This is a genomic window from Cyclobacteriaceae bacterium (genome assembly GCA_025808415.1).
Lineage (GTDB): Bacteria > Bacteroidota > Bacteroidia > Cytophagales > Cyclobacteriaceae > UBA2336.
This window is the reverse complement of record CP075525.1, coordinates 2,982,786-2,997,970: the sequence shown is the minus strand read 5'-3', so window position 1 is coordinate 2,997,970 and position 15,185 is coordinate 2,982,786. Positions and strand designations below refer to the sequence as shown.

The following is a 15,185-nucleotide window of genomic DNA, read 5'->3' as shown; positions in this document are numbered from 1 at the left end:
TTATTTTGGGGGGCTGTGTTTCTTTTTTGATTTTGAATGGTGTAGGTGCTGATATTTTGATTGCACCGGTCCGCGTTGCGACATGGAACGTTGCTTCGTTTTTGCCTTTCGTTCCTTCTCGTCAATTTCAACAATCCGCGAAAAGCCTATGGTCAGGTACGCAAACATGTCCCTTCGGTTTCCTGGCAAGTCGTAAATGGTTTGATTGGAATTAACCCGGTCGATATAATCTTTTTTACGTGGATCAAATATGCCGTAATACCCCCTTAAATCAAATGATATGCGATAGTTCTCGCTCAAGTCCCAATCGGAACGAAAACCTATTGCACCATATATCTGCAGTTGGTTAAAGTCACTTTTATCCAACAACTTAAAGTCTTTCAGGTTTGGTACTAAAACCCCATCATACTCTACGGTATAATCCGGTGGAAGAATCGGGTAGGTTGATTGTGGAAATGCCAACTTGCTATCCAGGTGGGTAATGGTTTCTTCTCCGGAAAGCATATAGGCAGCACTTACCGAGGCCACAAAGCTTACCTTGAAGAACGACATATCAATCATGTGTAGTTTAAAACCGATAGGCGCATGTATAAAAGTCATGTTGATTTTGCGTTCTCCAACATCGCCACCAGATGTATTGATCACATTAAAATACTGCCCTGTTTTGAAAATACTGGGGTCGAACGTTAGGCCAAAGCCCGGGCGATCCACGCCATAGTGAACACCTATGGGTGCATATTTCAGGTTGTACTTGATGCGGTAACGCGGGTCTTTATTAAAGCCGTCATCCCAGGTGTAGGGGATGGTAAGCCCGGTAAATACACCCAGTGAATGCACTTCCTGGCCTGTTGCCTCCAAAATACTACACGCCAGCAAAAGCGTGACGATAAAGGACATAAAAGGAGAGGCAAGGTTCATTGTGTAACGTAATTAACAGGGCAAAATAATAATTAATCTTAATAAGGGGTAATGAATTGCCTACCGTATGACTGTCTGATCCGGTGAATATCCTTATTTTTCTCTTAATTCGCAGCCGTATGAGCTTGTTGCGGTATCAGGTAAGTGAACTGAAGTGGAGGGGTAACATTTATGCAGCCTTGCTGGAACGTTTGCTTCTGGCTATGTTCTTATTTACGCTGTGCCGCATTTCATTTTACCTGTTCAATGCATCTTACTTTCCTGGCATTTCTACCAGTGGGTTCCTGCGCATTTTTATGGGTGGCATACGTTTCGACTTTGCCACAGTCCTCTACTTAAATGTACTTACCATTGTGTTGAGCATTATACCGGTCGATCTTCGGTTCCGTAAAGGCTATCAACAAATCATCCGGTATAATTTCTTTGTATTTAATGGACTGGGGTTGGCCATGAATGCGGCCGATATGGTATATTATCCATTTACGTTACGGAGGACTACGGCCGACATTTTTCAGCAATTTCAAAACGAAACAAACCTGGGGTCACTTTTTTTTCGGTTCCTGGTTGATTATTGGTACGCTTTGCTTTTTTGGTTAGCCCTTATGGTGTTGATGGTCTGGCTTTACGGGAAGATAAAAGTGGGGGCACGTATGGTTAGAAACCCATGGGCGTACTATGGATTCGGGTTGCTCTCCATACCCCTTGTTGCCTATCTTTTTGTTGGTGGTGTTCGGGGTGGGTTTGCCCACAGCACCCGGCCCCTTACGGTAAGCAATGCAGGCGAATATGTCAGGCATCCGCAGGAGATTAGTCTCGTATTAAATACACCCTTTGCGGTTTTCAGAACGTTGGGAAAAACCAAAATCAGGAAAATTCAGTATTTCGAGCAGGACAGGCTGGAAAGCCACTACACACCTTTGCACACGCCTCCCGATTCAACTGCCTTTCGAAAAGACAATGTAGTGATCATTATACTGGAAAGCTTTTCGAAAGAGTTTATTGGTGCGTTTAATCATGATAAAGAAAATTATACCGGTTACACTCCCTTTCTTGATTCGTTGATAAACCACAGCCTTACCTTTGAATACTCGTTTGCCAATGGCCGTAAATCCATTGATGGCTTACCCTCGGTACTTGCCTCCATTCCATCGCTTGGGGTGCCGTATGTACTTACTCCTTTCTCTGGTAACTCTATTAACAGCCTTGGCTCTACCTTGCAGGGCAGGGGATACCACACTTCATTTTTTCATGGTGCGCCTAATGGCTCAATGGGCTTTAAAGCATTTATGAACCTGGCAGGTTTTGAGCACTACTATGGTAAGGATGAGTATGAGCGCGATGTTGAAAATGCCTCGGACGACTTTGATGGGATTTGGGGCATATGGGACGATCGGTTTTTTGATTATTATGCCCGGCAACTCAATACCTTTCCTCAACCTTTCGTGTCCTCGCTGTTCTCGGTAAGCTCACATCACCCGTTTAAAGTTCCTGTAGCATTTGAAGAAAAATTTAAAGGTGGCGAACACCCCATACTCAAATGTATTGAGTATACCGATTATGCACTGAAGAAATTTTTTGAACAAGCCTCAACAATGCCCTGGTATGAAAACACACTGTTTGTTATTACTGCCGACCACTGTTCTTCTAATATTTTATTTGATGAGTCGCACACTACATGGGGATTGTTTTCAGTGCCGGTTATTTTTTTTAAGCCCGACAATAGTTTAAGAGGACGAAAATATGAACTTGTTCAGCAAATTGATATCATGCCTTCTGTGCTGGGCTATCTTCAGTACAATAAGCCTTATGTTGCTTTTGGCCGCGATATTTTTAGGGAAACTACTAAGCCTTTTGCTTTTAATTACCGCGATACCTATAATTTATATTTAGATGACTACCTGCTTGTTTTTGATGGAAAGGAAGTGGTAAGCCTTTTTGATTATAAAAATGACAAAATGCTTACCGGTGACTTAAAAGAAATACATCCTGAACAAGCAAGGGAAATGGAGCTACAGATCAAGGCCATCATCCAGCAGTATAACAACCGGATGGTTGAAAACCGGTTGTTGCCGTAGCATGGATTGAAATTTAATTGATGATAATTCCTAACTGGATCATAATCATGTTGGTTCGGGTGTAACCGGTTTGGTATGATACCGTTCCATTGTCAACCTGAATTGAACCACGTTTGACATAACTGGTTTGGTCGCCAAAGTGATACATGGCACGCAGCGTAAATGAAACATCGCGGTTGCCGTTTTCATTTAGGGTTTTGCGTGCGTAGAAACCACCCCCCAGGGCATAACCGAGTCCGGCATCGTTAGTGGTGTTGATCACTTCGGGCTCATCATCATTTAGGATGATATTTACCACATTCTTATCGATTTTTGTACGCGTATTGAAAATTTTTACCCCCAGTTGGCCGTCAACAAAAGGAACAAAGCCAACTTCCTTGTTGCTTAAAAAAAATCGTGATAACCCGCTGATGCCATAATAATTGAACGAGGTTTTGTACGGTGGCGCGGTGGGGGTAGAGGGTTGTTTATCGCGACCGAAAGTTATGTAGGAAAAATCAGCACCCACAAAAACTGGGGAGTAGCCCTTTTTTCCTTTGGGGTTGAACAACGCATTGAAACCAAAGCCAACAGCAATGCCACCAACAGGATTGTCGACAGCTTCTTTCAGCTCGGCCGAGGGTATGCCCACATTGGCGAGCAAAGAAACCTGGTACGTTTCGTGATCCTGCGAAAAAACTGTAAGTATACCTAAACTGAACAGGAAGAGGAGGGGTCTCTGTATTTTCATATCAGGCAAGGTTGTGGTAAACATTCTGTACGTCATCGTCACCTTCAAGGGCCTCAACACATTTTAATACTTCATCTTGTTGCTCTTCCGTCAACGCTTTGGTAGTGGTGGGGATATACTGCAATTCCGAGCTTTTGGGCTCAAGGTTTTTAGATTCGAGGAATTTCTGCATGTGCCCGAATTCGGTAAATTTGGTGTACACAATAGTTTCATCATCCCCACGTTCAATTTCATCAGCCCCTGCATCGATCAGGTCCAACTCAAGTTCATCAAGGTTTAATTTGGCGGGATCGAATTTAAAAACACCTTTGCGTTCAAATAAGAATGCAACCGATCCGGAGTTGCCCATACTACCACCGTTTTTAGAGAAATGAAGACGCACGTTGGCTACCGTTCGTGTTGGGTTATCCGTAGCACACTCCACCATAATGGGCACACCATGTGGGGCATAACCTTCGTATGTTATTTCCTGAAAATCTTTTTCTTCTTTTGATGATGCGCGTTTAATGGCTGCCTCAACGCGATCTTTAGGCATATTAACGCCCTTTGCGTTTTGTATGGCCATCCGCAGGCGTGGGTTGTTATCCGGGTTGGGGCCATTTTGTTTTACGGCAATGGCAATATCTTTTCCGATCCTCGTAAAGGCTTTCGCCATTTTGTCGAACCGGGCAAACATTTTGTGCTTTCGTTTTTCAAATATGCGTCCCATGGTATGCAGTTAGTTTTAAGCGCTCAAAAATAAATTGTTGATGATTAATCCTGAAATGGATCATGCCCTTTCTGCCTTTTCCCACACTACCGATTGACGGCCTTTGAGCAACCGCAGCAAGCCGAAGAAAACACTTAGGTTCATGAGGGTGAAATAGTAAGGTACAAAGAATCCTTTTACCGGGATTTTTTTATTCCGCAAAAAGTGCCCACTAAGGGCGAGTATGTAAAAAATACTCTGAAGCAGGAAAGTGGTCAGGTACAAGAATGAGTTATGAATAAGCCAGGCGTTTGAAAGGAAAACGAAAAGTAAGGCAAGCGGGGCAAGCGTCCACCGCAGTACCCGGTGCGATACATATTGAAAAGTTACCACACCATACCGAAAGGGGTTGAGCAGGGGAGTAAGGCGCGCAATGGCCTGTAACCCTCCGGCTGAAATCCTGACTTTTCGTTTCCACTCGTCTTCTGTTGTGGCCGAAGGTCCTTCCATGGCATAGGCATCAGGTTCATAAACAAACCGGTATCCTTTCGCTACGATTTTCATGGAGAGGTAAAAATCTTCAATGATGGTATCGGGTGGGGGGCTTTCGTAAAGTGAAGTACGGATTGAGAACAATTCACCCGCGGCCCCCACTACAGTATATAGATCTGAGTCTGCTTTTTTCAGCAACGATTCGTACTTCCAATACAGTCCTTCACCCGCCCCCGAAGCATTATCGGCCTCTTTCCATATGACTTGTTTCTCTCCTGCCACACCGCCAACAGTAATGTCTTCATAATGACGCACGATGTTTTTTATGGCGGTGTTGTTTAGCGTAGTGTTAGCATCGGTAAAAATTACAACGGAGGTTTTGATGTGCTTCATGATCCGGTCAACGGCATGGATTTTTCCTTTTCGTTCAGCCTCATGAAATAGCTTCACGGAATTGAATTTCCTCACAAGGTCAGGAGTACTATCGGTAGAGCCATCGGTTACAACTACTATACTGAGCTTATCAAGTGGATAATCAAGGGTGAGCGAGTTGTTGATTTTTTCAGTAATGAACCGCTCCTCGTTAAAGGCCGCGATGACCACGGTAACTTCTGGCCAGGCGGTAGCTTTATCTTTCACCTTAGGTTTTCTGGCGGCTAAACGGGAGGCCAGCACAATGATGATGAAGTAAAACAAATAGGTGTATAGAAGCAGGGCCAGGCTGATCCAGAATAAAACCGGGGCAAAATTGGTCATTGGGTTGCGAAAATGGCCTTAAAATTCGATAAAAAATACATTTTGGGTCGAAAATACACAGGTTATTTGGCGATATTTGTTACCCTTTTCAAACTGACAATATTCAGGTAATGATGAGAGTTGGCTTTATCTCAATTATCTGTTGTCTTTTCTTTAGCGCTTTCTCCCAGGCACCTGTCATTACCGGGCAGGCGTCCGATAAGATTGTTATTGCTGAAGATCAGTCAATAGAAGTCCTTTTCACCCACCTTTTGGTGGATGACCCGGACAGCACTTATCCGGATGATTTTGCGATGGCTGATCTTTGCGGGCAGACAGTAGCCTATTTTCTTATTGGCTTTGTATTTATTTGGCTTTTTATGCGAACGTGGATTTCCAACATCGTCTTTAAATATAGTCTAATTAGCTTGTTTTCGGCACTGGCTCTTCAAACGGTCTCTGCAAAAGAAAATGGGCCTGGTATTAAAAACTCTTTCGAACAAGATATCCAGGTTTCGATCGGAGGATCACCCGTTTCGAATGGTCATTTGCAGGATTTTGGTGCGATCAACCTATTATCAACATCGTCAGCCATTACCATTACCATTGAGAATAATGGTTCACCCGAAGATCTTACCATAAATACCATAACACTGGGCGGTGCACATGCAGCAGATTATATTCTAGCCACCCCTGCTTTACCTTTAACGCTCGGACCGACTTCCACAACTACCTTTACAATCTCTTTTTCTCCGCTGTTAAGTGGTGTGCGAAATGCTACAATACAAATTAACTCCGATGATCCGGACACAAATCCTTTTGTTATAAATCTGCAAGGATCGGGAGTAAAGCTAAATCAAACCATCACGTTCAATCCATTAACTCCAAGAACTTTTGGCGAAGGTAGCTTTACATTAAGCGCAACCTCCTCTTCAGGGCTACCAGTAAGTTACTCAAGCAGCAACCCATTGGTTGCAACCATTAGCGGTAATACTGTTACCATAGAAGGAGCGGGCACAACTACCATCACTGCCTCTCAAGTGGGTAATGAAACCTATAATCCAGCCACGCCAGTTGATCAAAATCTTTTAGTTAATAAAGCTACCCCAGCCATTACCTGGAATACGCCTTCGCCCATTGTATACGGCACCCCGTTATCGGGCACTCAGCTCAATGCCACTGCCAGTGTAGCAGGTTCATTTACCTACACACCGGCAGCGGGTACGGTATTGAATGCAGGCGCCAGCCAGGTGCTTTCTGTAAATTTCACACCGACCGATATAACAAACTACAATACAGTCAATGGTACCACCGTGGTAATAGAGGTAACGAAAGCCACCCTTACCGCCACGGCCAATAACCAGAGCCGAACTTATGGTGCCGCCAACCCTGCCTTTACAATAAGTTATAGTGGTTTTGTAAATGGCGATACACCTTCAGCATTGGGTGCAGCGCCAACAGCTGGAAGTGTGGCTACAACTGTCTCACCGGTAGGCACGTATCCGATAACCGTTACGGGTGGAGCAGATAATAATTACAATTTCACATATGTGAATGGCACCCTTACCGTGAACAAAGCCACTCTGACTGCCTCTGCGGATAATAAGAGTAGATTATATGGGGCTGCGAATCCTACCTTAACAATAACCTACACGGGTTTTGTAAATAGCGAAGATGCATCCGTGTTAGATACTGCGCCCATTGCAACGACAACGGCTTTGGCTACCAGTAATGTGGGCAGTTACCCAATCACGGTATCCGGTGGTGATGACTCTAATTACACGTTTAATTATGTTCCGGGTACACTCGCAATAAACAAAGCAATACTTTCGGCTACAGCTGAGAATAAAACACGCACGTATGGAACTGCTAACCCTGCCTTTACAATAAGCTATAGTGGTTTTGTAAATGGCGATACCCCATCCGTTCTTGATTCACCACCGGTTGCTTCTTCAACTGTTGTGGCCACTACACCAGTGGGTTCTTATCCAATTTCATTAACCGGTGGCACGGATAATAATTATGATATCGTGAATACCGCAGGTACCATCACGATTTCCAAAGCAACCCTCACAGTTACAGCTCAGAATGCAACCAGGACGTACGGTGCTGCCAATCCTGTCTTTACACTCAGCTATTCAGGTTTTGTAAACAGCGAAACAACTACGGTGCTCACCTCAACACCAACTGCCTCAACACCTGCTACACAAACCAGTGACGTTGGTACCTATGCGATAAATGTTTTCGGAGGCACTGCTGCCAATTATGATTTTGTTTATAGCCCCGGTACACTCACTATTACAAAAGCAACGATAACGGCCACTGCTGCAAATGCAAGCAGGGTATATCAAACCGCTAACCCGGTATTTACGATTAATTATGCAGGTTTTGTGAATGGTGAAGATTTTACTGTGTTGAACACTCTACCTGTTGCAAGCACAACCGCGATACTCTCAAGCCCAGTAGGCACATATCCTATCACGGTATCCGGTGGCGATGATAACAATTATACCATCAGCCATGTGAATGGAACGTTAACCATTACCAAGGCTACCCCAACCGTTACCTGGAATACACCCTCACCCATTGTATACGGCACCCCGTTATCGGGCGCCCAGCTCAATGCTACGGCAAGTGTAGCAGGTTCTTTTACCTATACACCGGCAGCGGGCACGGTATTGAATGCAGGTGCCAGCCAGGTGCTTTCTGTAAATTTCACACCGACCGATGTAACAAACTACAACACAGTCAATGGCACCACCGTAGTAATAGAGGTAACGAAAGCTACCCTTACCGCTACAGCCAATAACCAGAGCCGAACTTATGGGGCCGCCAACCCTGCCTTTACCATAAGTTATAGTGGTTTTGTAAATGGCGACACACCTTCAGCATTGGGTACAGCCCCAACAGTTGGAAGTGTGGCAACTCCTGCCTCACCGGTAGGTACGTATCCGATAACGGTTACAGGCGGATCAGCTAACAATTATAATTTCACTTATGTGAATGGCACCCTGACGGTGAACAAAGCCATGCTGACTGTCACCGCGGATAATCAGAGTAGACTATATGGGGCCGCGAACCCGACATTTACTATTAGTTATTCTGGTTTTGTGAATGGAGAAAACCCAACGGTTATCACCAGTGCACCTTTAGCCACCACAACAGCCACCTTGGCCAGCAACGTGGGTACTTATCCAATTACGGTTTCAGGTGGCACGGCTGATAATTATACGTTCAATTATGTTTCAGGAACCCTAACCATTACTAAAGCCACAATTGTTGCCACGGCAGCAAATGCAACCCGGGTATATCAGACGGCCAACCCAGCATTTACCATTAACTACACGGGCTTTGTTAATGGTGAAGATTTAACAGTACTAAACACATTACCTGTTGCGGGTACTACCGCTATACTGTCGAGTCCAGTAGGTACATATCCCATCACGGTAACGGGTGGAGATGATAACAACTACACATTCAGCTATGTAAGTGGAACGCTAACAATTACTAAAGCCACTCCTGTTGTTACGTGGAGTAATCCAGCAGCAATTACCTTTGGAACGCCATTGAGTTCAACACAATTAAATGCCACTGCCAGTGTAGCCGGAACATTTACGTACACACCAGCCCTGGGAACCATCCTTAATGCAGGGGCAAATCAAACGCTTACGGTAAACTTTTCTCCTTCCGATGCAGCGAATTACAACCCCGTAAATGGAGTAACGGTACAGATAACCGTGAACAAGGCAAATCCGGTAATAACCTGGGCGAACCCTTCAGCAATTACCTACGGAACTGCACTGAGTGCGACACAATTAAACGCAACCGCCAATGTGCCTGGTTCTTTTGTTTATACACCAGCAACAGGAACCATCTTAAATGCAGGGGTAAATCAGGTATTGTCCGTTAATTTTGTTCCTACTGATGGTGCGAATTATAATTCAATTATTGGGGCAACTGCTTTAATCACGGTTAATAAGGCGACACCAACCGTAACATGGTCAAATCCTGCAAGTATAACCTATGGCACAGCGCTCTCGGCAACACAGCTAAATGCGACCGCGAGCGTACCCGGAACATTTGTATACGCGCCAGGAATGGGTACAATATTAAACGCTGGGGTAAACCAAGCTTTATCCGTTAATTTTACACCTACTGATGCATCGAATTATAATACCGTAAATGGTACTACGGTATTTATAACCGTAAACAAAGCAACTCCAACCGTTACATGGAGTAATCCGGCACCGATAACCTATGGAACATTACTGAGCAGTACCCAACTGAATGCTACTGCCAGCGTGGCCGGAACATTTGTTTATACTCCTGCTTCGGGTACGCTACTAAACGTAGGGGTTAATCAAGTTCTGTCGGTTAATTTTTCTCCAACTGACCTTACTAATTATAATCCTGTAAACGGAACTACGGTCCTGATTACCGTAAATAAAGCAACGCCAGTAATTACATGGAATAATCCGGCTTCTATTACATACGGAACGGCATTGAGTGCCACCCAGCTGAATGCAACGGCCAACGTACCAGGTGTATTTGTCTACACTCCTTCAGCGGGCACAGTATTAAATGCAGGTGCCAACCAAATACTGTCCGTTAATTTTACACCAACCGATGCTGCTAATTATAATTCAGTAAATAATTTTCAGCGTACGATTAACGTGAACAAAGCTGATCCTGTAATTACCTGGCCTAATCCTGCATCTATTGTCTATGGTACGCCATTAAGTGCAACTCAACTAAATGCTACAGCCAGTGTACCCGGAACTTTTTTGTACACACCTGCCATCGGAACAATTTTAAATGTGGGGGTTAATCAGACGTTGTTATTGAATTTTACACCTACTGATGGTTTAAATTATAACTCCATTAGTGGGCGAACCGCTTTAATAACCGTTACAAAAGCAACTCCCGTTGTAACCTGGTCTACACCCTTACCAATTAAAATCAATGAACCCTTAACACCGACACAACTTAATGCCACGGCCAATGTGCCTGGCACGTTTACATACACACCGTCAATTGGTTCTTCCTTTCCAACAGCAGGAACTTATACACTTACTGCATCCTTTACGCCCACCGATGCTTTAAACTATAATTCTGTACCCAGTACTCAAGTGCAGATTACGGTTAACGATAAGGATAATCCGGTTGTAACCTGGGCAAATCCTGTAGCCATTACGTACGGCACGTTACTCAGCGCAACGCAATTGAATGCAACAGCCAACGTGCCGGGTACCTTTTCGTATACGCCTGCTTTGGGAACCTTATTGAATGCAGGTGCAAACCAGACACTTTCGGTTACTTTCGTGCCTGATAATACTGTAGTTTATAATACGGTAAACCGTACCGTACAAATCACTGTTAATAAGGCACAACTAACGGCTACAGCAGCCGACAGGACACGTGTTTATGGTGCCGCCAACCCAACCTTTACAATAACGTACACCGGATTTGTAAACGGTGAAACAGCCAGTGTGATTGATACACCTCCTGTTGCTACCTGTTCTGCCATTGCAGCGGATAATGCAGGAAGTACGTTTCCAATTATTCCTTCAGGAGGTATCGACAATAATTACACATTCAATTATGTCAATGGTACATTAACCATCACCAAAGCTCCCTTAACAGCTCGTGCTGATGATAAATCACGGTCGTATGGATTGCCGAATCCAGGTTTTACCATTACCTATTCCGGGTTTGTGAATGGCGATACAGAAGGTTCAATTACACCACCATCAGCTGTTTCAAGCGCTACTGTGTTAAGTAATGTTGGAAATTATCCAATCACATTAAGCGGAGGTGTATCCATTAACTATAATTTTACTTTACAGAGCGGAACCCTTACTGTTAACCCTGCCCCGCTTGTTGCACGGCCTGCCGATGCGAGCAAATCATATGGACAGAGTAATCCTGTGTTTACGATAACCTATAGTGGTTTTTTGAATGGCGATAATCCAGGTGCAATCACGCAACCAACGGCAAGCACCCCAGCAACGAACACGAGCCCTGTAGGTACTTATCCAATTAATCTGTCGGGTGGAAATGCGGTTAATTATAGTATAATATTGCAAACCGGATTATTAACCATAAATAAAGCTCAACTTACTGTCACTGCCAATAATCAATCGCGTGTTTATGGATCTGCAAATCCTCCACTAACTTTTGTATATACTGGATTTGTTAATGGCGAAAACGCATCAGTTATTGATTCAGCCCCCACTGCCACCACTACCGCAACTGTGCTAAGTGATGTCGGGAATTATCCAATCAATGTAGCGGGTGGTTCTGCTAATAATTATAATCTCAATTATGTTTCGGGTATTTTAACCATCACTAAAAAGGTATTAACGGCAACAGCCGTAAATGCAAGCCGAACTTATGGGTCAGCAAATCCAATTTTTTCAATTACATATTCCGGTTTTGTCAATTCAGAAGATGTTACGGTGATTGATGTTTTACCGGTTGCTACAACTTCCGCAACGGTTACTAGTCCGGTGGGTACATATCCAATCACATTAGGCGGAGGGACAGATAATAATTATAGTTTTAGTTATATCCCTGGAACGCTGGCCATCACAAAAGCCACACTCATCGCAACGGCCGTGAATGCCAGCCGTGAATTTGGGGCTGCGAATCCTGCCTTTACAATATCCTATTCAGGGTTTAGAAATGGTGAAACTGCCACTGTTCTTGGTACACCCCCAACCGCATCTACTACTGCCAATGCATCAAGCCCGGTGGGTACCTATACCATTACAGTTTCGGGAGGTGTTGACAATAATTATACGTTTACCTATGTGAATGGAACGCTTACTGTAGTAAAAGCAACGCCCGCAATCTCATGGTCCAATCCTGCGGCAATAGTGTACGGAACGCCCTTGAGTGCCACACAACTGAATGCCACTGCAAGCGTACCAGGAACATTCACCTATACGCCCGCGGCAGGCACCATTTTAAATGCTGGTTCTAATCAGGTTCTTAGTGCAAACTTTAATCCTACTAATTCAGCTAATTATAATTCAGTTACGGGTATTACTGTATTGATTACTGTTAATAAGGCTACACCAGTAATCACATGGGCTAACCCGGCAGCCATTACCTATGGTACTCCACTTTCTTCAACGCAACTAAATGCAACGGCCAATGTACCGGGAAGTTTTGTGTATAGTCCTGCAGCTGGTACGATTTTAAATGCAGGCGTAAACCAGGTGTTATCGGTTAACTTCACCCCAACGGATGTTACTAATTACAATAGCGTATCCGGAAGCACGGTACAGATCACAGTGAATAAAGCAAATCCGGTGGTCACATGGAATACGCCTTCACCAATAACCTTTGGAACTGCGCTTAGCTCAGCGCAGTTAAATGCATCTGCCAACGTACCCGGAACATTTACGTACAACCCTGTGGCAGGAACAATATTAAATGCAGGGGCAAATCAGCCATTGTCCGTTAATTTCAGTCCAACAGATGCTAATAATTATAACCCGGTAAATGGAACAACGGTAACTATTACCGTGAACAAAGCCACTCCGGTAATCACGTGGTCAACACCAGCGCCTATAACGTTCGGTACAGCACTTAGTGCCACGCAATTAAATGCGACAGCCAATACAACTGGTACTTTTACGTATACACCAGCAAGCGGTACAGTGCTGAATGCTGGAGCTAACCAGGTATTATCAGTGAATTTCGTTCCAACCAATACCAATAACTTCAACAACGTGAATGGGGTTACTGTATTAATTACCGTCAATAAGGCCAATCCTGTAATCACTTGGAATAATCCATCACCGATAAACTACGGCACACCATTAAGCGCAACTCAACTTAACGCATCGGCTTCTGTGGCGGGATCATTTACCTACACACCAGCTTCAGGAACGCTGCTCAATGCAGGGGCTAACCAAAAACTTGCCGTCAGGTTTGTGCCAACGAATACCGGTAATTTTAATATCATTGAAGAGGCTGCGGTAGCCATCACGGTCAATAAAATTAGTTTGACTGCGCGTGCTAATAACATCAGTCGTATTTATGGTATAGATAATCCTGAGTTAACCATAGCATACACTGGCTTCGTAAACGGGGAAAGCGAATCGGTATTGGACAGCAAGCCATTGGCCAACACCACGGCCACAAAAACCACTTCTGTGGGCACTTATCCAATTACTGTTTCCGGGGGTACGGATAATAATTACAATTTTATTTACGCTGCAGGCACGCTTACTATAACCAAAGCAACATTAACTGCTGCCGCAGATAATAAGACAAAATTGTTTGGTACACCAAACCCTGAATTAACCATCAGTTATTCCGGCTTTGCCAATGCCGATAATGTCAATGATATTGATGTAAAACCGCAAGCGACTACCACTGCCACGCTTTCTTCACCGCAAGGTGGTTATCCAATTACTGTTGCTGGTGGCAGTGATAATAATTACAACTTCAATTATGTTCAAGGTACGTTAACGATTACACCCAATTTTCCGCCCACATTAACTGATTTTTCTATACAGACACCTGAAGATGTGCCCTTTGCTTTCAAATACTCAACCTTTGGAGATAATTTTTCGAGTTTTTCAGGTAGTCCAATTCAATTTGTAAGGGTAATTTCTTTACCCACACAAGGCACACTCTTTTGGAAGGGCATTGCGGTCACAGCAGGCACTGAAATTACTGTTGAAGGTGGTACCATTAATGATTTCATTTATTTGCCTAGATTAGATTTTTATGGTTCAGATTCTTTCAGATGGAATGCTTATGACGGGGCTTTTTTAGCCGGACAGAACGCCAACGTATTAATTTCTATAATTAGTGTAAATGACCCTCCGGTGTTAAGCAATATAGAGACAACACCTGTATTATATAGTCTGGGTGACCCTGCCATACCGGTATCTACATCAATATTGATAAACGATGTAGATAATTCAAATATGTTTTCAGCAACCATTTCGATAATTGAAAATTTTACTAACGGTGATCAGCTTTCCTATCGACCAGAATCCGGATCGCCAATTACGGCTACCTATAATTCAGCAACCGGTATTTTAGACTTAACAGGAAAAGATACACGTGCTAATTATGAGGCTGCATTGGCAAAAGTATTGTTCAGCAGTCCGGTTACGGGTGATGCTGAAATATCAGATAAGCGAGTAGCTTTTGTGGTGCGCGATAGTTTGGATGACAGCAACGCGGTAAGCAGAATAGTATCCATAACCGCGGTATTTCCTGAAGTAAGTATTGTAAATGCATTTACACCTAATGATGATGGTGTTAATGATTATTGGGATTTTGTTGACCTGGATTATTACGCTGACATTGATATCAGGGTGTTTGATAGGAATGGTTCATTGGTATTTCAATGCAAGACCGTTGATTGCAAATGGGATGGTAAGAAAAACGGCAAGGCATTACCACCTGGCCCATACATTTATACCATCTATTTGAATGGAGGAAAGCGCAAATACCAGGGTACAGTAACGATATTGAGATGAAACGAATGGTCAGGCTATATCGGAATCTACTACCCTTA

Annotated in this window: 6 protein-coding genes; 2 read left to right on the top strand and 4 right to left on the bottom strand. The window is 43.8% G+C overall.

Annotated features, from left to right (window positions below):
* Entirely contained in the window at positions 1 to 918 is a 918-nt protein-coding gene (locus KIT51_13345; GenBank protein ID UYN85847.1) for an outer membrane beta-barrel protein, read from the bottom strand.
* 119 nt (positions 919 to 1,037) lie between these two features.
* Between KIT51_13345 and KIT51_13340 the strand changes: the two genes are divergently transcribed.
* Positions 1,038 to 2,993, top strand: a complete 1,956-nt coding sequence (locus KIT51_13340) for an LTA synthase family protein (GenBank protein UYN85846.1) — start codon at positions 1,038 to 1,040, stop codon at positions 2,991 to 2,993.
* Positions 2,994 to 3,006: 13 nt separating this feature from the next.
* Here KIT51_13340 and KIT51_13335 read toward each other — a convergent pair whose 3' ends face one another.
* From KIT51_13335 to KIT51_13325, 3 genes are read right to left on the bottom strand one after another with little or no spacing between them, the layout of a single operon-like run.
* Positions 3,007 to 3,723 (bottom strand): hypothetical protein, encoded by a 717-nt coding sequence (locus KIT51_13335; GenBank protein ID UYN85845.1) that lies wholly within the window; start codon positions 3,721 to 3,723, stop codon positions 3,007 to 3,009.
* A gap of 1 nt (position 3,724) precedes the next feature.
* On the bottom strand, positions 3,725 to 4,432 hold the full coding sequence (locus KIT51_13330; GenBank protein UYN85844.1) for a YebC/PmpR family DNA-binding transcriptional regulator: 708 nt from the start codon (positions 4,430 to 4,432) through the stop codon (positions 3,725 to 3,727).
* Positions 4,433 to 4,492: 60 nt separating this feature from the next.
* A complete protein-coding gene (locus tag KIT51_13325) occupies positions 4,493 to 5,659 on the bottom strand; it encodes a glycosyltransferase family 2 protein (protein UYN85843.1) in 1,167 nt (388 codons plus the stop codon).
* A gap of 110 nt (positions 5,660 to 5,769) precedes the next feature.
* On the opposite strand from KIT51_13325, the gene KIT51_13320 reads away from it, so the two are divergent.
* Positions 5,770 to 15,147, top strand: a complete 9,378-nt coding sequence (locus KIT51_13320; GenBank protein ID UYN85842.1) for a gliding motility-associated C-terminal domain-containing protein — start codon at positions 5,770 to 5,772, stop codon at positions 15,145 to 15,147.
* Positions 15,148 to 15,185 lie beyond the last annotated feature (38 nt).